The organism is Pantoea sp. XAF26B01_ASV70 (genome assembly GCF_054512635.1).
Genome location: NZ_CM137251.1, coordinates 301,617 through 320,733 on the forward strand (window position 1 = coordinate 301,617; position 19,117 = coordinate 320,733).

Sequence of the window (19,117 nt, forward strand, 5' to 3'; positions counted from 1 at the left end):
CGGATCGCAGCATGACAAACTGCATCGGTGAAGAGATCGCTTTTACGTGCAATCAGAGGAGAGGGTGATGACGCTGCCAGTAATAAAAACCGAGCGCCTGTACCGTCAGATCGCCAACGTCATCATGGCCGGTATCACGCGCGGTGACTTTGTGGCAGGTGGTTTACTGCCACCGGAGCGTGAGCTGGCAAAACAGCTGGGTGTCAGTCGTTCATCAGTGCGTGAAGCATTGATTGCGCTGGAGATGACCGGCTGGGTCGATATCCGCACTGGCAACGGCGTTTACGTCGCCCAGCCGCTGCCGCAGGCCGCGGTTCCGCAGGAGAGCGAAACCTGCAGTCTGCAGGATCTGTTGCAGGCGCGTGAAGCCTTTGAAGGGATGCTGGCAGGATTTGCCGCACGTAACGGCACCACCGTTCAGCGTGCAGCACTGCTGGCGCTGACCGCTGAACTGCAGCAGTACAATGAAAACGACGCGGCCTTTCTGGAGCAGGACAAGCGCTTCCATCTGCTTATCAGTGAGATGAGCGGCAATGATGTATTACGCGACCTGCTGGAGCAGTTATGGAACCGGCGCCACAGCCCGCATGTGCAGCGACTGGAGCGCCATTATGCCGATAACAGCTTCGCGCAGGAGATGAACGCTGACCATCAGCAGATCGCCAATGCGATTGTGGCGGGCGATGAAGTGGCTGCACGTCAGGCGATGGAGAGCCATCTGCAGCATGTGCAGCAGCGGCTACTTGGTTAATGCCCGCGCCCGCTTAGGTCGTCCGGTGCCCAGCATAATCGCCAGACGGCTGCCGCCTGGCGTGGTCTCCATCAGAATTTTAGTAATGCTGGTGAGCGGCACCGAGAGCAGCATGCCGACCGGACCGAGCAGCCAGCCCCAGAACACCAGCGACAGGAACACCACCAGCGTCGATAAGCCAAGACCGCGCCCCATCAGTCGCGGTTCCAGCATATTGCCAAACACCATATGAATCGCGGTAAACAGCGCCGCCACCATCGCGGCATCAAACAGGCTGTTCAGTAACAACGCCTGCAGGAAGGGCGGGATACCGGCGATAATCGGGCCGATATTGGGAATAAAGTTGAGGATAAACGCCACGACACCCCATAACAGCGCAAACTTCACATCCAGCAGATAGAGACTCAGCCAGACCGCGATGCCGGTTATCAGACTCACCAGGGTTTTCAGCGCCAGATAGTGCGTGACGCCTTTCAGTGCTTTATGCAGTCCGGCGATGCGAATTTTCGGATTCACCAGCGCGTTGCGCATTTTATAGGGCAGGTGATGGACCTCAAACAGCATAAAGACCACGGTCAGCACCAGCAGCACGGTATTGGTCATCGCGCCGGAAAAGCCGCTCAGCGCCACGGTAGCCAGGTTCATCATGGTATTAGGATCGAAACGCTGTACCAGCGCATCGGTTGAAATATTAAGATGAAAGCCCGCCGCCAGATGTTGCAGCACCGTCATTTTCTGCTCCATGGTGGCGCGCAGTTGCGGATAGAGATCGGAAAACTCGCTCATTGAGCTGGCAATAATGGCACCCAGCAGCACGAGTGCGCAGAAGATCACCGTGATCACCAGCCCAATCGCCAGTCCACGGCGGAAGCCACGCCGCATCAGCATCGTCACCAGTGGATTCAGCACAATGGCAAAGAACGCCGCCAGCAGCAGCGGAACCAGAATATCGGACGCTGCCCGAACCCCGGCGAGGATAATGACCAGCATCGCCAGTTTTATCAGAATATTTTGCCCGATCTTTTCCCGTTGCAGCTCGCTCATTCTCTCTCTCATAACGTAATTTGGCTGTTGAAAGTGTAGCTGAAACAAAATTAACAATCTGATTTATCAGAGAAACGGTAAAGCGCGGTGGCAGGTGGGTGATGTAATCAGCGCCACAGCACTCAGCTATCGCGGCAGAGCAGCAACTCCCCATTGTGCCGGTTTTTACCCGGCTTTCTGCTGCACGTCCGGGCAGGGGCAGCCGCCCGATAGCCGTGTCATTAAGATGCGCCAGTGGCGAAAGCGGGTATAGTTAAAGGATAAACCTTATCATTCAGCCAAATACGAGCGCGAGGACTCATGCCTGAACAGCCTGCCGCGGAACCGAACACCCCATCCGGAAACCTGCACATCTCTCTGCTGATCCTCTCTATCGTGGCCTACAACTTTGCCAGCTATCTCACTATCGGTCTGCCGCTGGCGGTATTGCCAGGATGGGTGCATGACCAGCTGGGCTTCAGCGCATTCTGGGCGGGCCTGGTAATCAGCCTGCAATATGTGGCGACGCTGCTGAGCCGCCCACACGCCGGACGCTATGCCGATCTCTGGGGGCCAAAGAAAGTGGTGGTGACCGGCCTGGTGGGCTGTCTGATCAGCGGGTTATGTATTTTGCTGGCGGCGCTCATCGAATCACCGCTGTTAAGCCTGACGCTGCTCTGCGTGGGCCGCTTGATTCTGGGCGTGGGCCAGAGTTTTACCGGCACCGGCACCTCGTTGTGGGGTGTGGCGCGGGTGGGTTCGCTGCACATTGGCCGGGTTATCTCCTGGAACGGCATTGTCACTTATGGCGCGATGGCGATTGGTGCGCCGCTCGGCGTGGTGATATTCCGGGCGGGTGGCCTGCTGTGGCTGTCGCTGGTCATTGTTGCTATCTGCGTGGTAGGCATCGTCTGCGCGGTGCCGCGTCCGGCCGTAAAAGCCAGCCGGGCCAGACCCCTGCCGTTTCGTGCGGTGCTGGGGAAAATCGCCGGTTTTGGTGCGATTCTGGCGATGGGTTCGGCGGGTTTCGGTGTCATCGCCACCTTTATTACCCTGTTCTATCAGGATAAAGGCTGGGAAGGGGCCGCCTTTGCGCTCTCCCTGTTCAGCGGCGCTTTCGTCGGCGCGCGCCTGCTGTTCCCGAATGCGATTAACCGCCACGGCGGTCTGCGGGTCGCCAGCATCTGCCTGGCGGTTGAAGCCGCCGGACTGTTTCTGGTGGCCGCAGCGGGTGATCCCTGGATGGCAAAAGCGGGCGCATTTCTGACCGGTGCCGGCTTCTCGCTGGTATTCCCGGCGCTGGGCGTGGTGGCGGTAAAAGTGGTGCCGCAGCAGAATCAGGGCAGCGCGCTGGCGACCTACACCGCCTTTATGGATCTGTCGCTGGGCATAACCGGGCCACTTGCCGGATTCATCATGACTTATGCGGGTGTCTCACGCGTCTACCTGCTCACGGCGCTGCTGGTCTGCGTCGCTTTTTTCTGCACGCTGCGCATGCAGCGGCGTCAGGCGGTGTTACCGGCAGCAGACGATTCTTCAGGATAAAAAAAATGGCCCAGCAGCGGGCCAGAACGTCTTTTCAGACACAGATAAACCGATTAATGGTGCGCGCAAAGCGCAGAACAGGATTCAGGCTTGCAGCAGTTCAATACTGTTGCGGATCTGGCGTTCAACCTCCGCAGGGGTCCAGTTGCTGAGCTGACTGGAGAAAGGCTCAAAGGCATAAACGCCCTTATAGCCAAGCATCTCCAGCCGCTTTACCTGCACCACGCTCTTCAGTACATCGTTATCACTCAACATGATGCGTTCTTCATCGGTTAGTTCGGCGGTCGGACGGCGATCTTCCACGCCCGAAAGGTGCACCAGACCGATCTGGTTAACATCAATGCCTGCTGGAAACTCCTGCTCAGCCTGCTCATAGAGATGATGGTGAAAGGTATCCAGCAATAGCTTAAAGGGCACGTCCGCCGCGGCGATCAATTGCTGCGCTTGTACCGCCGAACGCAGCGAGCTGACCGGAAAACCCAGCGGCTCCACCAGCCCCTGAATGCCATAGTGGGCAAAACGCGGGGCCAGCTGCTGCATCGCCGCCTGGGTTTGCTGAGGCGACACGGCTATCCCCTCATTCAGCGGACACATGACCAGCGCCTTTGCACCAATCTGTTGTGCTGTCTGTAACAGTGCTTCGGCCCGGGCCAGTAGCGCGTCATCAATGCGGTTAAACGGATAGAGCGCATTAATGGTGATGATATCAATATGATACCTGTCGGTCAGAGCGCGCAGCTGATCGGTGCTGAGATCGTCAGTGACGCTGCCGCCCGGCATGTCATTACGCAGTTCAACCTTGCTCAGCCCCAGACGCTGAACCAGCTGAAAAAATGCCTCCAGCGAGAGCCGGGGCGCAATTTTGCGGTTGATACAGAAACGGGTTGGATCGATGGCCATGCACTGACTCCGGGACAGGAGGATGATGCGACCAAAGAGAACATTTATTTCATTAATAGTGAATAATGAAACACAAATTATTAGATCAGCCTCGCATTAATTTCATATTCCGTTTCAGCCCGATGCATAAAGGCTGGATCGACTTCGCAGTAAAACGCCCAAACCACTCCCCGGCTATTACCCTGCTGCGCTAAGGCTGGCCGCTATTAGTGGCCTCCCGTCATCGTGATGCCGCGAGAGACTAAGTGGCAGGAAAAATGCGATCTGTGCCGCTAAAATCAAATTTTCCAAAAAGAACCATTTGAAAAATTTGTTCCACTGTAATAGCTTCATAGCACGCTTTCAGGTTTGCCTGGTCAGGCAGTGTGGCAGGTCGCATGGTCCGTCTGCAGGGAACTTAACCATCTAAAGAGGCAACATCATGACAATCATAGGTAACTTTATTGGCGGTAAAACCACTTTCAGCGCCAGCAACGAAACCATTCCTGTTTACGATCCGGCAACCGGCAAAGTGGTACGTGAACTGACGCAAAGTACCGCTGATGAAGTGGCCCAGGCGATTGGTGTCGCGCATGACGCTTTTGCCGCCTGGTCGAAAACCTCGCCGCTGCGTCGCGCCCGCGTTCTGTTCAACTTCAAAGCCCTGATGGAGAAGCACCGTGACGAGCTGGCGGCGCTGATTGTCTCTGAGCACGGCAAAGTCTGGTCTGATGCGCTGGGTGAACTGACGCGTGGCATCGAAGTGATTGAGTTTGCCTGCGGGATCCCCCATCTGCTCAAAGGCGAATATTCCCCGAACGTCGGCAGCGGCGTTGACAGCTACTCGCTGATGCAACCGGTCGGCGTCGTGGCGGGCATTACGCCGTTTAACTTCCCGGCGATGGTACCGCTGTGGATGTTCCCGATAGCCCTGGCCTGCGGTAACACCTTTGTGCTGAAGCCACCGGCGCTGGATCCTTCCGCGGCAGTGCGTATGGCTGAACTGCTGACCGAAGCGGGCCTGCCCGATGGCGTATTCAACGTCGTACACAGTTCCAATGAAGATGCTGAGCAACTCTATAAAGATCCGCGTATTGCCGCGGTGAGCTTCGTCGGTTCTTCTGGCGTGGCTGAGCATATCTATAAAACCGCCAGCGCCCACGGCAAGCGGGTACAGGCGTTTGGCGCGGCGAAAAACCACGCTATCGTTATGCCGGATGCCGACCTGGATGCCACCGTCAACGCGATTATGGGTGGTGCGTTTGGCTCTGCTGGTGAACGCTGCATGGCGCTGCCAGTTGTGGTCGCCGTGGGCGATGATACCGCCGACAAGTTGATCGCCCGTCTGACTCCGCTGGTGAACGCGCTGCGTATCGGCCCTGGCATTAATCAGGGCGCTGATGAAAATGAGATGGGACCGGTCGTTTCGGCGGCGCACCAGAAGAAAGTGCTGGGCTACATCGACAAAGGCGAGCAGGAAGGCGCGAAGCTGGTGGTCGATGGGCGTAACGTGCAGGTTGCAGGTCACGCCGAAGGTTACTACGTCGGCGGCACGCTGTTTGATCATGTCACCTCTGAGATGGTGATCTGGCGTGAAGAGATTTTCGGGCCGGTGCTGAGCATCATGCGCGCGCCGGACTACGACAGTGCGCTGCAACTGGTTAACAGCCATGAATTCGGCAACGGCAGCGCGATTTTCACCAGCAACGGTCACACCGCACGTGAGTTTGTGCAGAACGTTGAAGCAGGTATGGTCGGTGTCAACGTGCCGGTTCCGGTACCGATGGCATTCCACAGCTTCGGCGGCTGGAAACGTTCAGTGTTTGGCGCGCTCAATGTCCATGGGCCGGATGGCGTGCGTTTCTATACCCGCATGAAAACGGCCACCGTACGCTGGCCATCCGGTCAGCAGACTGTGTCTGAATTCAGTATGCCAACCTTAGGCTGATTCATTTCAACGCTGATCCCGGTGCGCGACCGGCAGGATAATCTGCCGGTCGCTTTGTTCGCTGGCACCGCGCCCGCGAGCCCACCGCAGCGTCAATCGTGACAGAGAGGAGTATCAGGATGTCTTTACTGTCGAAAGCACAAGCCCCTGACGCGCAGGGTCGTATTCAGCATGTGACGCCTGAGCGCGCCGGCTGGCGTTATGTGGGATTTGATGCCTATTTGCTGAAGAAAGGGGAAACCCTGCGCCTCAGTAGTGGTGACAAAGAGCTGTGTCTGGTGCTGGTGGCCGGGCTGGCCTCCGTAAAAACCCGCCATGCTGATTTTCCCGGTATCGGTCAGCGCATGTCGCCTTTTGAGCGCGTACCGCCTCATTCCGTTTATGTGCCGCATGATGATGAAGTGGAGGTTTACGCTGACAGCGATCTTGAGCTGGCGGTCTGTAATGCACCCGGTCAGGGGAATCTGCCTGCGCGCCTGATTGCACCAGCCGATGTTGGTGTTGAGCATCGCGGAAAAGGGCGCAACCAGCGCCTGGTTCACAATATCCTGCCTGACAATGAACCGGCTGATAGCCTGCTGGTGGTGGAAGTCTATACCAACGAGGGCGATACCAGCTCTTATCCCAGCCACAAGCACGACCAGGAGGAGAGTGAAAACGAAACCTACCTGGAAGAGACCTACTATCACCGTTTCGATCCGGAACCTGGCTTTGCCATGCAGCGCGTTTACACCGACGACCGTTCCCTGGATGTCTGTATGGCACCCTATAATCGCGACGTGGTGATGGTACCGCGCGGCTATCATCCGGTAGCGACGCTGGCGGGATACAATAACTACTATCTGAACGTGATGGCGGGGCCGGTGCGGCTGTGGAAATTTACCTGGGAGAAAGATCACGCCTGGGTGAACAGCGACAGCTATCCACGGAAAGCGTAAGTCTTCGCTGAAAAATAAACAGCAATCACGGTTTATAATCCGCGTTCATATCAGTAAAAAGGGCAGCCTGTCGCGCTGCCCTTTTTTGTGTGTGGAACTCAGCTGGTCTTTGCGTTGTTCAGTGCCAGCGAAACCGCCAGCGTCTGTGCCAGGCAGAGTGAAGCGACCTGCGAACGGAAGCCATCGACCTGCGCTTCACGTACCACAAAGCAGACATCGCTGAAGGCGGCCAGCGGACTGACCTGACTGTCGGTAATGGCAATCTGATGCGCACCGCGTTTGGCACCCATTTCAACCACCTCGACCGCTTCACGTGCATAAGGCGAGTAGCTAATCGCAATCACTACATCTTTCGGGTTTACCAGGCTGAGCTGCTCGGTAAACATCCCGCCCAGGCCATCAATCAGGAAAGCGCGGCGCTCAAGATGACGCAGCGCGTAGACCAGGTAGGAGGCGACGCTGAAAGAGCGGCGCAGGCCGATAACATAGATATTCTCAGCCTCATTCAGCAGTTTCACCGCTTTGTTCAGCTGCTCAGGATTAACCTGCATCGCCAGCTGCTGCAGCGCCTGGCTGTTAACCATGGTAAAGACGTTGAGGATTTCCGCCGGACTTTCAGGCGCACTGGCGCTGTCGTCCGTGGAGGTCTGGCGAAACAGGCGAGCGCGCTCGGTATAGTTGACCGTCTCCTCCATCAGATGCTGACGAAAAACCTGTTTCATTTCGTTGAAGCCGCTGAAGCCAAAAGCATTCGCAAAGCGGATCAGCGTCGACGGTGGCACATCGGCCTGTTGAGCAATCGAGGCGACGGTATCGAAAGCAATACTGTTACTGTTATCAAGGATGTAGCGCGCAACCTGTTTAAGACGCTTGCTCAGCGTTTCGTAGCGGCGACGAATATCGTCCTGCAAGAGAGAAAGTTGGGTGGGATTATTGTTCATCACTTCTGCCCGTATAATTAGAATAATGGCTGCATAATGAGCGCTATAGTATCAGATGGATGGAAAATTTCATTTCTTTGCGTCAACGACGCGGTTTATTTCATGGCTTTATGAAATGGTTCACAGATTAGCTTTAGCGCCCGATGCATGACTTTTCGCGGGCAATGTCAGGATGAAAGCCGGGATGAAATGCCAGCAGGGATGGAAGTATGCAGTCTTTCACCATTCAGATTGGAATGGCTGCAGATTGCTGAAAAATCGGGTCTGGCAGCAACACATTAGCTAAACGAGCAGGGAACACGGTCAGAAGAGGAAAGCGTCCCGCACCAAGGATGGTGCGGGCCGAGCATGCCATGGATGGCAGCTTTCGCGTCTTTCCGATCTGACCGTGTTCCCTGTGACTGCACGGTCTAAAAGCGGCTTTTTGACAGAGCTGCAAATCAGGCGCGGGCAGCGCGCCAGTACTCAATCAGTCGCAGATAGTTGCCTTTAACCGTGTCAATCAACGCCTGATCGTCCAGCTCCCCCTGTAACCACTGGCGGGAAGGCTGACCAAAGATAGTGCGGCCTACCGCAAAACCTTTCACCCAGGGCGCTTTGGCCGCCGCGGCGAAGCCCGCTTTAAGCTTCTCTTCGGGCGCATCCAGACCGAGTAACAGAATGCCGCGACAGTGGGGATCCTGCTGCTCAATCAGACCGCTGATCGCCTGCCAGCTTTCCGCCGACAGCGGTGGCAGTTTCCACCAGTCAGGCTGGATGCCCAGACTGTAGAAATGGCTCAACATATCAAAGTAATACGTTTCATTCTTATCCGGGTTGTTGTCAGGCAGAATCACTTCCAGCAGCAGCTCATGACCGCTTTTGTTACAGCCGTTCCAGACGTCGAGCACCAGCTCATCCTGCTCTTTACGCAGTTCAGCACTGTCATGTGGATGATAGAAGACCAGACATTTCACCACGTGTTCGGCAGGCCAGTCGATCAGCTGCGAGCCGATGTTGCCATGTTCCAGGCGCAGCGGCCGCGAGCTCGGCAGCTCAATCGGGCGGCCAATCCACCAGTTCTTACCGGTGATGGCGTTCAGCGCCTTCTGACCGTAGGTCGTATCCGCCAGAATCCCGCTTTTATTCTCTAATCCTGCTTCTCTGGCAGCCTGCTGAGCGGCTTCCAGCAGCAGCAGTTTCAGTTCCGGAATGCGGCTTTCGTCCATGCCCGCTTCCTGCGCCATATCCGCCAGTTGTTTGCGGTGGTCAAAGGCGAAGACATTCAGCTCCGGCCACTGCTGCTTGCGGGTAGTCACGCGGTGCAGATGGTTCAGACGGCTGTCGAGATCGGGACGCTTCACCTCTTTGTCGCGACTCAGGAAATCATCCAGCTCCGCTTTGGTTGGCATGGCGGGCGCACAACCGTGGCGTGATACCACCAGCGCTCCACAGGCGTTGGCGTAACGGCACGCCTGAGTCCAGCCCTCATCATTCAGCCAGCCGCGCAGCAGGCCAGACATAAAGGCATCGCCCGCGCCCAGCACGTTGAGAACCTCGACGCGTACGCCCGTGTGCAGCTCAGTCTGTTCCCAGCTATCCGGGATCTCGCCTTCAAACACCACGCAACCCAGCGGTCCACGTTTGCAGACCAGCGTCGCCTGACTCGCCTGACGCACGTTTTTCAGCGCCGTCAGGGTGTCGGTACTGCCACCGGCAATATGAAACTCCTCTTCGGTGCCGACGATCAAATCGAAATAGTGCACCACTTCCTGTAACTGCTGCGTGACCTGTGACGACTCAATGAAACGCGTTTCACCGTCGCCCAGAGAGGTCAGTCCCCACAACACCGGACGATAATCGATATCCAGCGCCGTGCGCAGGCCGTTGCGGCGGGCGATATCCAGCGCTTTCAGCACCGCTTCGCGGGTCTGAGGATGGGATAAGTGGGTGCCAGTAACCGCCACGGCGCGCGCAGAGGTAATAAAGGCTTCGTCGATATCGTCCGGAACCAGGCCCATATCGGCGCAGTTATCGCGGTAGAAAATCAGCGGAAAAGTCTCTTCATCTTTGATGCCGAGGATCACCAGTCCGGTCAGACGCTGCGGATCGGTGATTAGCGCATCGGTGTTACAGCCTACGCGCTGCAACTCTTCACGCAGAAAGCGACCATTATGCTCATCTCCCACCCGCGCCAGCATCGCCGATTTCAGCCCCTGAATCGCGGTGCCATAGGCGACATTGCCCGACGAGCCGCCCAGATATTTAGCAAAGGAGGTGACATCTTCCAGTCGCGCCCCGATTTGCTGGCCATAAAAATCAACGGCGATGCGCCCGATACAAATCACATCAAGCGGTTTCTGTTGTGTACTCATACCTGTGGTTTCCTTCTGTGATTAGCAGCGCTGGCGGGCGTAAAGACCGACACCAGTTACGCTCTGCTTCCGGGTCTGTAGGTGTCTGACTGGCTATGAGGGGAGTATGAGGAATAAAAATTCCATATTCAATACGAAATGAAATATCCATCGCAATTTTGTGAACCAGGTAAAACTCCTGATTGCCGCCCGCCTGCGCAAACTCTGCCAGCGTGATGTGCGGTATGTCAGGGTTGTGAAGGGGATCGCAGGAATCCGCACGCCAGTCAGGCAAGCTGCTGCATTGAAATGAATTTTTTTATCAGGCACCACTCTCTGTTAAAAGTTCCAGATTTCCCCACTGCAATCGCCCGCCAGACCTGTTGTCGTCATTAAATTTGATCTCACTCGCAAAATGAAATGTTTCTTCTGTAATCGTGTTTTATGAAAAATATATTTGTTTATAATCGCCTCACGTTTCAGTTATTCAGGTCGCCTTTTCCGCCGATGACAACGCCTGGCGTTCTGTCGCGGAAGTCGGGGTCCACCAGCATGTAAGGAAGAATATGGGCACTATCAGACTGACCACGGCACAGGCGCTGGTTAAATTTCTTGATAATCAATTCATTGATGTCGATGGCGTTGAGACGAAGTTCGTAAAGGGCATCTTCGCCATTTTCGGACATGGCAACGTGCTGGGGCTGGGCCAGGCGCTGGAACAGGATAGCGGCGATCTGGTGGTCTACCAGGGCCGTAATGAGCAGGGCATGGCTCATGCTGCCACCGGCTTTGCGCGCCAGTCGCTGCGCCGCCAGATTATCGCCTGCAGTTCGTCTGTGGGGCCTGGTGCGGCCAATATGATCACCGCCGCGGCGACCGCGACCGCCAACCGCATTCCTCTGCTGCTGCTGCCAGGCGACGTCTTCGCAACCCGCCAGCCCGATCCGGTGCTGCAACAGATTGAGCAGAGCTACGATCTCAGCATCAGCACCAACGATGCCTTCCGCGCCGTCAGCAAATACTGGGATCGCGTCAGCCGCCCGGAACAGCTGATGTCCGCCTGTATCAACGCCATGCGCGTACTGACCGATCCGGCAGAAACCGGCGCGGTCACGCTGTCGTTGCCGCAGGATGTGCAGGGCGAAGCCTGGGATTACCCTGACTACTTCTTCCAGAAACGGGTGCACCGTCTGGATCGCCGCCTGCCAGTGGCGGCGCAGCTGGCAGATGCCCTGACGCTGATTAACCGTAAGCGCAAGCCGATGATTATCTGCGGCGGCGGAGTGAAGTACTCCGAAGCGGGCGAGGCGCTGCGGCAGTTTGCCGAGCGCTATCAGATTCCCTTTGCGGAGACGCAGGCGGGCAAAGGCACGCTGGTCTCTGACCATCCGCTGAATGTCGGCGGCGTGGGCGAAACCGGCTGTCTGGCGGCTAACCTGCTGGCGAAAGAGGCCGATTTAGTGATCGGCATCGGCACCCGCTATACCGACTTCACCACCGCGTCGAAATGGATTTTCCAGCATCCTGATGTCAGCTTCCTGAACATCAACGTCAGCAACTTTGACAGCTACAAGCTCGATGGCGTGCAGCTGCTGGCTGATGCCCGCGAAGGGCTGACCGCGCTCACCGCCGGGCTGGCCTCGCAGCACTACAGTAATGACTGGGGCAATCAGATTGAGCAGGCGCAGAGCCAGCTGCTGAAAGAGACGCAGCGCGTCTACCAGGTGGAATATCACGATGGCGACTTTGTGCCGGAGATTGCGGATCATCTCGACCGCGAAGCAGTGTTCGCTGAGTTTAACCGCCTGACCCAGTCGCTACTGACGCAAAGCAGCGTGCTCGGCACCTTAAATGAGCAACTGCCGAAAGACGCAGTGGTAGTGGCAGCGGCGGGCAGTCTGCCGGGCGACCTGCAGCGCGTCTGGCGCACCAAAGATTACAACGCCTATCACGTTGAATATGGCTACTCCTGCATGGGTTATGAAGTGAATGCCGCGCTGGGTGTGAAGCTGGCGCAGCCGCAGCGCGAGGTCTATGCGCTGGTCGGTGATGGCTCCTTTATGATGCTGCACTCAGAGCTGGTCACCTCGATTCAGGAAGGGGCGAAGATCAACGTAGTGCTGCTGGATAACATGACCAACGGCTGCATCAATAACCTGCAGATGGAACACGGCATGGACAGCTTTACCACTGAGTTCCGGTTCCGTAATGCGGAAGGCGGCAAGCTGGACGGCGGCTTTATCCCGGTCGATTTCGCCGCTATTGCCGCCGGTTATGGCTGCAAAACCTATCGTGTGACCACGCTGGAGCAGCTTAAGGCGGCGCTGGAAGATGCCCGCACCCAGACGGTTTCCACTCTTATCGACATCAAAGTGCTGCCAAAAACCATGATCCACAAATATTTCAGCTGGTGGCACGTCGGCGTGGCGCAGGCCTCGAAGACCGAACGTTCTCAGGCGGTGGCGGACAAGCTCAACAGCCATCTGGATCAGGCGCGAAAATATTAATTTCAGGGCCGTGCCACGGCCCGTTTTGCTCTTCTCCGTACGAACCCTACACAGGTGTAATTATGACTTTGAAACTTGGCGTCATCGGTACAGGTGCAATTGGTCAGGAACATATTCGTCGCTGCAGCCATGTGTTGCAGGGTGCACAGGTGGTTGCCGTCTCTGACATTAATGTCGAAGGCGCGCGTGCCGCACTGCAACGCCTGAATATTGAGGCGGAGGTATTCGAAAATGGACACGACGTGATTCAGTCTCCGGATGTTGATGCGGTGCTGGTCACCTCATGGGATCCGACCCATGAAGAGTTCACCTTAGCGGCGATTGCCGCCGGTAAACCGGTGTTCTGTGAGAAGCCGCTGGCGATGAGCGCTGAGGGCTGCCGCCGGGTCGTGGATGCAGAGATTCAGGCGGGTAAACGCCTGGTGCAGGTCGGCTTTATGCGTCCTTACGATGCGGGCTACCGTGCACTGAAAAAAGTGATCACTGATGGCGATATCGGTGAGCCGCTGATGCTGCACTGCGCGCACCGCAACCCGACCGTGCCGGAGAACTACACCACGCCGATGGCGATCACCAACACCCTGATCCACGAGCTGGATGTGCTGCGCTGGCTGACAAACGATGACTATAAAACGGTGCAGGTAGTCTTCCCGCGCGTTACCTCGAAGTCACACAGTCAGCTGAAAGATCCGCAGATCGTGCTGTTCGAAACCCAGAAAGGGGTTCGCATTGACGTCGAGATCTTCGTTAACTGCGCTTACGGCTATGACATTCAGTGTGAAGTGGTGGGTGAAGAGGGGATTGCCCGCCTGCCAGAGCCCTCTTCGGTGCAGCTGCGCAAAGAGGCCCGCCTGTCGAACACCATTCTGGTGGACTGGAAAGATCGCTTTATCGAGGCGTATGACGTTGAGCTTCAGGCGTTTATCAACGACATCAAAGCGGGCCAGTTGACCGGTCCTTCTGCCTGGGATGGCTTTGCCGCCTCAGTCGCCGCCGATGCCTGCATTAAAGCGCAGAACAGTGGTGCGATTGAGCCGGTAGAGATGCCGCCGCGTCCTGCTTTCTATAACTGATTTAGCTGTCTATGCGGCATGGCCGCTCTACGCCTGGGAATAAGATAATGAACAAAGAGAATGTAAAACTGGCGATCGCCCCGATCGGCTGGACCAACGATGACATGCCGGATCTCGGCAGTGAGAATACCTTCCAGCAAACCGTCAGTGAGATGGCGCTGGCTGGCTTTACCGGCAGCGAAGTAGGCAGCAAATATCCCCGCGATCCGGCGATTCTGAAACCGATGCTCGACATTCGCGGCATCGAGATCTGCAACGCCTGGTTCAGCACCTTTTTCGCCAACGGCGACAAACAGAAAACTATCGAACAGTTCATCGAGCATATGAACTTCCTGCATGCGATGGGCGCGCGGGTGATTGGCTGTTCCGAGCAGAGCAAAAGTATTCAGGGCACCGGGCTTGCGGTGTTTGAAGAGAAGGCCATTTTCAGCGATGAAGAGTGGCAGTTAACCGCGGAAGGCTACAACGAACTGGCCCGCATCGCGGCGGAGAAGGGGATGCGCGTGACGCTGCATCACCACATGGGCACCGGCATTCAGACCACTGAAGAGATTGACCGGTTTATGGAGATGACCGACGAGCAGGTCGGTTTGCTCTATGACACCGGCCACGTCTACTACTCCGAAGGCTCCCAGCAGAAGATGCTGGCGGTACTGGAGAAATATCTGCCGCGCATCTTCCACGTGCATCTTAAGGATGTGCGTGATGAGGTGGTCGCCGAGGTGCGTGAGAAACATCTCTCGTTCCTGGAAGGAGTGAAAAAGGGCACCTTTACCGTACCGGGCGATGGCGTGATCGACTTCAGACCGGTGTTCAAAATCCTGGATGATTACGGCTATAAAGGCTGGATGGTGGTTGAAGCGGAGCAGGATCCGGCACTGGCCAATCCGTTTGAATATGCGGTGAAAGCGCGGAAATATATTCGCGAGAATGCAGGTTTATAAAAAGCCCTTCTGACCGAAGGCTGGCTTTCCCGCCGTGCAGGGAAGCCAGCCGTCTGGTTTACTTCAGTGTAATGCTTTTCACGATGTTGTCAGCATCGCTCTGCGCCTGCTGCTGATTATCACCTGGCAGCGTAATCTGCAGCGTCACCAGTTTGCCATCCACTTTCGCCAGAACCACCGAAGACCATGAGGTCTGGTTGTTGGCAGAAATCACCGTATCCAGCTGCTGTGCGGGCTGATCTTTCAGCGTCACAGATTTGTTCGACACCACCTGCAACTGCGGATCGCGGTTACGCTGCTGCTGTTCCATGCGCTGCGACAGCACATCCAGCCCATCATTGGTCGGGTCACCGGCAATCACAATAATGGCGCGGGCACCGGTTTCATCCGCATAAACGTGCATGTTAGTGGTCTGCGAACCCAGTTTACCGCTTTTATCGGACATGCCTGGTGGCAGCGAGAAGCTCAGTTTGCCATCCATCAGCGTGACGGTTTGCGCCGACTGACTGGCGCTGACGCCGTTGTCATTCGCCGCTTCATCTTTCTTCTGGTCACAGGCTGCTAAGCCGAGTACCAGTAAACCCATTCCTACATATTTCACCAGGTTGCGCATCAGAATCCCTTTTTAAGTTTCCAGTCAGGCATTAATACAACAGGAATCAGGTTGCAAACGCAACCTGATGATTGTCAGAAGATCTTAGCGGATAGTAGTGGAAACCGTATGGGCGCTTAGCCGAAATTGACCTGGCGGGCGGTCTGGCGTTCAGCCAGACGCTTCAGCGCCGCGTTGAGCAGCACGCCGTAGGCGGGCAGGAAGAAGACCATGCAGATCAGCACTTTGAAGCTGTAATCCACCAGGGCAATCTCAACCCAGTGCTGCGCCATAAACGCATCGGGGCTTTTATAGAAGGCGATAAAGAAGAAGGCCAGCGTATCGCTGATATTCCCGAGGAACATGGCGCAGCCCGGCGCAATCCACCACTGTGGCAGGCGACGCAGACGGTTGAACACGTGAACGTCGAGGATCTGACCCAGCGCGTAAGCCATAAAGCTGGCGCAGGCGATACGGGCAACAAACAGATTCATCACTTCCAGTGCCTGCCAGCCCTGCCATTCACCCTGATAGAACAGCGCCGAGACACTGTAAGAGATAAACAGCGCCGGGATCATCACGGCCAGAATAATGCGTCGGGCCAGCGGTGCGCCAAAAATACGCACGGTGAGGTCGGTCGCCAGGAAGATAAACGGGAAGCTGAATGCACCCCAGGTGGTGTGGAAGCCAAACACTGAAATAGGCAACTGAACCAGATAGTTACTCGAAGTGATCACCAGCAGGTGAAACAGCGATAACCAGAAAAGCGCATGCATGCGCTGACGCGAAGAAAATGCGAGCATATTCAACCTTTTTAATGTTGGGGTGAGGGAACCCATTGCGGGACGCCGTTCGGGCAGCGCCTGGCAGTTTTATGAGCAAAAAGCGGCGGCATCTTACCGCGTTGTGCTTTTTATGCAATGGTTAATTTTAGCGCAATCGTTATCGCCTTGCTTCACCGCCAGCACGCGCTAGAATGAGCGCCCCTTACCTGAACCGAGTTGATTATGAGCGATGCTTTTTCCTCTGCCGACCATCAGCTGGATGCCCGTGGCCTGCGTTGCCCGGAGCCGGTGATGATGGTGCGCAAAACCGTACGCAGCCTGCAGGATGGCGAGACGTTGCTGATCATCGCCGATGATCCGGCCACCACGCGCGATATTCCCGGCTTCTGCCGCTTTATGGAACATGGCTTGCTGGCGCAGCAAACCGACACGCTGCCCTATCAGTTTCTGATCCGCAAAGGCATGGCGGGTTGACGACAGCCGTACAGGCCGCCGTTAACCTCACTCTTCAGATCAGAAGCCGCCTGCTCAGGCGCGGCGACGCAGTAACCGCAGCGCGTTGGCGGTGACCAGCGCGGTCGCACCCGAATCTGCCAGCACCGCCAGCCAGAGTCCGGTCAGACCCAGCAGGGTTGTGACCAGGAAAATCGCCTTTAGCCCCAGCGCAATACCGATATTCTGACGGATGATGCGCCGAGTCCGGCGTGCCAGCGCAATCATCGGAGCCAGATTGCTGAGCTGATTACGCGTCAGGGCAGCATCGGCCGCTTCCAGCGCCACATCGGTGCCGCTGCCCATCGCAATGCCCAGCGTTGCCGCTTTCATTGCTGGCGCGTCGTTAATGCCATCCCCGACCATCGCCAGCGGCTGTTGCTGACTCAGTTCGCGGATCGCCGCGACTTTATCGGCGGGCAGCAGACTGGCGCGATAATCAATATCGAGCTGGCGGGCAATGGTCGCCGCAGCGCGCGGATTGTCGCCGGTCAGCATCAGGCTCTCAATACCCAGCTTTTTCAGCGCCTTTAACGCCTCGACGGCGTCGTCGCGCAACTGATCGCGCAGAGCCAGCGCACCCAGCGCTTCGCCATCGCGCATCAGCACCACCAGGGTTTCACCTTCAGCTTCCTGTTGCGCTATCTGCGCATTTTGCTGCGGCGTCAGACCGGGTGCATGGCCGGGCGTCAGCAGCTGAATCTGCTGGCCAGCGACTTTCGCGCTGATGCCGCGTCCCGCCTGCACCTGCTGATCCTGCGCGTCAGGAATCACCAGATCACGCGCCTGCGCGGCCGCCACGATAGCGCTGGCCAGCGGATGGGTGGCACCCTGTTCCGCAGCGGCGCTCAGCGCCAGCATCTCTGACTCGCTGGCCGTGCCAAAGCGCAGGATCTGCGTCAGCTGCGGCTTGCCCAGCGTCAGAGTACCGGTTTTATCAAACGCCATTCTGCGCACCGAACTCAGCCGCTCCAGCGCCGCACCGCCTTTGATCAGTGCGCCCTGTCGCGCCGCTGCAGCCAGCCCGGAGGTAATGGCGGCAGGCGTGGAGATCACCAGTGCACAGGGGCAGCCAATCAACAGCAGTGTCAGCCCTTTGTAGATCCACGGCTGCCAGTCGCCTGCGCCGAGCAGTGGCGGCACCACCATCACCAGCAGCGACAGCAGCATGACCAGCGGCGTGTAAATACGGCTGAACTGGTCGATAAAGCGTTCGACCGGCGCACGATGCGTTTCCGCTTCTTCAATCAGCTGCAGGATACGGTCGATCGCGCTTTCACCCGGCTTCGACACCACTTCCAGCATCACTAGGCGATCAACGCTGGTAGCACCGGCGAGGATTTTTTCGCCGCTGGCCCGCGTTACCGGCAGTGATTCACCGGTTAGCGCGCTCTCATCGAAACTGGCAAGCGGGCTGATTAAGCTGCCATCGACCGGCAAGCGGCTGCCCGCCGCGACTTCAATCACATCGCCGGGTTGCAGCGCTGCGAGCGGTACCTCAGTACGTTTGCCCTGTTCAAGACGGATCGCCGATTCAGGCCGCAACGCCATCAGGCTGGTAACGCCGCTGCGCGCCCTGGAAGCGGCATAGCTTTCCAGCTGTTCGCCCAGCTGAAACAACACCAGCACCATCGCGGCTTCAGCGTGTGCGCCAATAATCAGTGCGCCAGCTGACGCCAGCGTCATTAATGTCTCAATAGTAAAAGGCGATCCGCTGCGCAGACGCTGCCAGGCACCGCGCGCCACCGGGACCAGGCCGACCAGCGTGGTCAGCACAAACAGCCGATCGCCCCACGCGGGCGCGAACTGGCTGAGAATGCTACTGGCAAGCACCAGCAGCGCCAGCAAAATCAGCATCCGGTTATGCTGCCAGCCCGGCGTAGCGGGGGATGTGGCCGACGTGGCTGATGGGGTTGCGAGCTGGAATCCGGCTTTTTTCACCGCCTGTTCAACGGCGTTTTGTACGTCCTGGTCAGCGTTGACCACCAGTTTCTCGCTGCTGAACAAGACACGGGCATCGGTCACGCCACTCACCTGACGGACAGCGGTTTCAATGGTGCGGGCACACGACGGGCAATCCATCCCGCTGACCTGCCAGCTAAAGGGATAACTGTCGGCACCTCGCCGGTCGCTTTCCTCAGCGGTGTCGGCGTCGTTGCCAGAGCTGCAGTGACTGTCACAGCAACAGCCTGCCGTCTCGGCAGGTACAGGCGTCGCGGCGTGGATAGAAAGGGAGAGGGGGCGGGCCTGGCGAACCTGGCACAGCGGTTTTGCTGCGGCGTGACTGGCACGGGGTTTGCCGCAGCCACAGGCGTGATGTTGATGCATATGACCTCCAGAGTGTAAGGATAGTGGGATGAGCAACG

At 57.1% G+C, this 19,117-nt stretch carries 15 protein-coding genes; 8 read left to right on the top strand and 7 right to left on the bottom strand.

All coding sequences use genetic code 11. The annotated features are described in order from the left end of the window. Nucleotides 1-67: 67 nt before the first annotated feature. Nucleotides 68-751 carry a FadR/GntR family transcriptional regulator gene (locus ACX8ZY_RS01395; protein ID WP_031594155.1) on the top strand — a complete coding sequence of 228 codons (684 nt, stop codon included), beginning with the start codon at nt 68-70 and terminating at the stop codon, nt 749-751. On the opposite strand, the gene ACX8ZY_RS01400 is transcribed toward ACX8ZY_RS01395, so the two are convergent. Next, nucleotides 740-1,795, bottom strand: a complete 1,056-nt coding sequence (locus ACX8ZY_RS01400; protein ID WP_010253354.1) for an AI-2E family transporter — start codon at nt 1,793-1,795, stop codon at nt 740-742. The genes ACX8ZY_RS01395 and ACX8ZY_RS01400 overlap by 12 nt on opposite strands. 300 nt (nt 1,796-2,095) lie before the next feature. Between ACX8ZY_RS01400 and ACX8ZY_RS01405 the strand changes: the two genes are divergently transcribed. Further along, nucleotides 2,096-3,319 carry an MFS transporter gene (locus ACX8ZY_RS01405; RefSeq protein ID WP_033785697.1) on the top strand — a complete coding sequence of 408 codons (1,224 nt, stop codon included), beginning with the start codon at nt 2,096-2,098 and terminating at the stop codon, nt 3,317-3,319. 84 nt (nt 3,320-3,403) lie between these two features. Here the strand turns inward: ACX8ZY_RS01405 and ACX8ZY_RS01410 are convergent, their stop codons facing one another. Beyond that, nucleotides 3,404-4,219: a TIM barrel protein gene (locus tag ACX8ZY_RS01410; RefSeq protein ID WP_033759068.1), complete on the bottom strand. Its 816-nt coding sequence runs from the start codon at nt 4,217-4,219 to the stop codon at nt 3,404-3,406. Nucleotides 4,220-4,640: 421 nt separating this feature from the next. Here ACX8ZY_RS01410 and ACX8ZY_RS01415 point away from each other — a divergent pair, with 421 nt between their 5' ends. Then, nucleotides 4,641-6,146 carry a CoA-acylating methylmalonate-semialdehyde dehydrogenase gene (locus ACX8ZY_RS01415; protein WP_010671520.1) on the top strand — a complete coding sequence of 502 codons (1,506 nt, stop codon included), beginning with the start codon at nt 4,641-4,643 and terminating at the stop codon, nt 6,144-6,146. 119 nt (nt 6,147-6,265) lie between these two features. Continuing rightward, on the top strand, nt 6,266-7,084 hold the full coding sequence (iolB, locus tag ACX8ZY_RS01420) for a 5-deoxy-glucuronate isomerase (RefSeq protein ID WP_250327950.1): 819 nt from the start codon (nt 6,266-6,268) through the stop codon (nt 7,082-7,084). A 98-nt stretch (nt 7,085-7,182) separates the two neighbouring features. On the opposite strand, the gene ACX8ZY_RS01425 is transcribed toward iolB, so the two are convergent. Both ACX8ZY_RS01425 and ACX8ZY_RS01430 read right to left on the bottom strand, forming a co-directional pair. After that, on the bottom strand, nt 7,183-8,025 hold the full coding sequence (locus tag ACX8ZY_RS01425) for a MurR/RpiR family transcriptional regulator (protein ID WP_010253340.1): 843 nt from the start codon (nt 8,023-8,025) through the stop codon (nt 7,183-7,185). Between the two features lie 440 nt (nt 8,026-8,465). Continuing rightward, a complete protein-coding gene (locus ACX8ZY_RS01430) occupies nt 8,466-10,379 on the bottom strand; it encodes a bifunctional 5-dehydro-2-deoxygluconokinase/5-dehydro-2-deoxyphosphogluconate aldolase (protein ID WP_421665180.1) in 1,914 nt (637 codons plus the stop codon). A gap of 545 nt (nt 10,380-10,924) precedes the next feature. Here ACX8ZY_RS01430 and iolD point away from each other — a divergent pair. The 3 genes from iolD (at nt 10,925) to iolE (ending at nt 14,882) form a co-directional block, all read left to right on the top strand. Next, nucleotides 10,925-12,865: a 3D-(3,5/4)-trihydroxycyclohexane-1,2-dione acylhydrolase (decyclizing) gene (gene iolD, locus ACX8ZY_RS01435; RefSeq protein WP_010253337.1), complete on the top strand. Its 1,941-nt coding sequence runs from the start codon at nt 10,925-10,927 to the stop codon at nt 12,863-12,865. A gap of 62 nt (nt 12,866-12,927) precedes the next feature. After that, the gene (locus ACX8ZY_RS01440) at nt 12,928-13,938 is read left to right on the top strand and encodes a Gfo/Idh/MocA family protein (RefSeq protein ID WP_010253336.1); all 1,011 of its coding nucleotides are present in this window, start codon (nt 12,928-12,930) and stop codon (nt 13,936-13,938) included. Between the two features lie 47 nt (nt 13,939-13,985). Next, entirely contained in the window at nt 13,986-14,882 is an 897-nt protein-coding gene (gene iolE, locus ACX8ZY_RS01445; RefSeq protein ID WP_033773068.1) for a myo-inosose-2 dehydratase, read from the top strand. A gap of 58 nt (nt 14,883-14,940) precedes the next feature. Here the strand turns inward: iolE and ACX8ZY_RS01450 are convergent, their stop codons facing one another. Next, nucleotides 14,941-15,495: a DcrB family lipoprotein gene (locus ACX8ZY_RS01450; protein ID WP_010253333.1), complete on the bottom strand. Its 555-nt coding sequence runs from the start codon at nt 15,493-15,495 to the stop codon at nt 14,941-14,943. A 116-nt stretch (nt 15,496-15,611) separates the two neighbouring features. After that, nucleotides 15,612-16,277 (bottom strand): 7-cyano-7-deazaguanine/7-aminomethyl-7-deazaguanine transporter, encoded by a 666-nt coding sequence (locus ACX8ZY_RS01455; protein WP_010253331.1) that lies wholly within the window; start codon nt 16,275-16,277, stop codon nt 15,612-15,614. Nucleotides 16,278-16,481: 204 nt separating this feature from the next. Here ACX8ZY_RS01455 and tusA point away from each other — a divergent pair, with 204 nt between their 5' ends. Then, nucleotides 16,482-16,733: a sulfurtransferase TusA gene (gene tusA / locus ACX8ZY_RS01460; protein WP_010253330.1), complete on the top strand. Its 252-nt coding sequence runs from the start codon at nt 16,482-16,484 to the stop codon at nt 16,731-16,733. A 54-nt stretch (nt 16,734-16,787) separates the two neighbouring features. On the opposite strand, the gene ACX8ZY_RS01465 is transcribed toward tusA, so the two are convergent. Beyond that, nucleotides 16,788-19,079 (bottom strand): zinc/cadmium/mercury/lead-transporting ATPase, encoded by a 2,292-nt coding sequence (locus tag ACX8ZY_RS01465; protein ID WP_207254309.1) that lies wholly within the window; start codon nt 19,077-19,079, stop codon nt 16,788-16,790. Nucleotides 19,080-19,117 lie beyond the last annotated feature (38 nt).

Excerpts from the sequence above, each read along its gene's own strand:
- ACX8ZY_RS01400 (WP_010253354.1), bottom strand. The coding sequence starts at position 1,795 with ATGAGCGAGCTGCAACGGGAAAAGATCGGGCAAAATATTCTGATAAAA.
- ACX8ZY_RS01395 (WP_031594155.1), top strand. The coding sequence starts at position 68 with ATGACGCTGCCAGTAATAAAAACCGAGCGCCTGTACCGTCAGATCGCC.
- ACX8ZY_RS01410 (WP_033759068.1), bottom strand. The coding sequence starts at position 4,219 with ATGGCCATCGATCCAACCCGTTTCTGTATCAACCGCAAAATTGCGCCC.
- ACX8ZY_RS01430 (WP_421665180.1), bottom strand. The coding sequence starts at position 10,379 with ATGAGTACACAACAGAAACCGCTTGATGTGATTTGTATCGGGCGCATC.
- iolB (WP_250327950.1), top strand. The coding sequence starts at position 6,266 with ATGTCTTTACTGTCGAAAGCACAAGCCCCTGACGCGCAGGGTCGTATT.
- ACX8ZY_RS01465 (WP_207254309.1), bottom strand. The coding sequence starts at position 19,079 with ATGCATCAACATCACGCCTGTGGCTGCGGCAAACCCCGTGCCAGTCAC.
- tusA (WP_010253330.1), top strand. The coding sequence starts at position 16,482 with ATGAGCGATGCTTTTTCCTCTGCCGACCATCAGCTGGATGCCCGTGGC.
- ACX8ZY_RS01450 (WP_010253333.1), bottom strand. The coding sequence starts at position 15,495 with ATGCGCAACCTGGTGAAATATGTAGGAATGGGTTTACTGGTACTCGGC.
- iolE (WP_033773068.1), top strand. The coding sequence starts at position 13,986 with ATGAACAAAGAGAATGTAAAACTGGCGATCGCCCCGATCGGCTGGACC.
- ACX8ZY_RS01405 (WP_033785697.1), top strand. The coding sequence starts at position 2,096 with ATGCCTGAACAGCCTGCCGCGGAACCGAACACCCCATCCGGAAACCTG.
- ACX8ZY_RS01440 (WP_010253336.1), top strand. The coding sequence starts at position 12,928 with ATGACTTTGAAACTTGGCGTCATCGGTACAGGTGCAATTGGTCAGGAA.
- ACX8ZY_RS01425 (WP_010253340.1), bottom strand. The coding sequence starts at position 8,025 with ATGAACAATAATCCCACCCAACTTTCTCTCTTGCAGGACGATATTCGT.
- iolD (WP_010253337.1), top strand. The coding sequence starts at position 10,925 with ATGGGCACTATCAGACTGACCACGGCACAGGCGCTGGTTAAATTTCTT.
- ACX8ZY_RS01415 (WP_010671520.1), top strand. The coding sequence starts at position 4,641 with ATGACAATCATAGGTAACTTTATTGGCGGTAAAACCACTTTCAGCGCC.
- ACX8ZY_RS01455 (WP_010253331.1), bottom strand. The coding sequence starts at position 16,277 with ATGCTCGCATTTTCTTCGCGTCAGCGCATGCATGCGCTTTTCTGGTTA.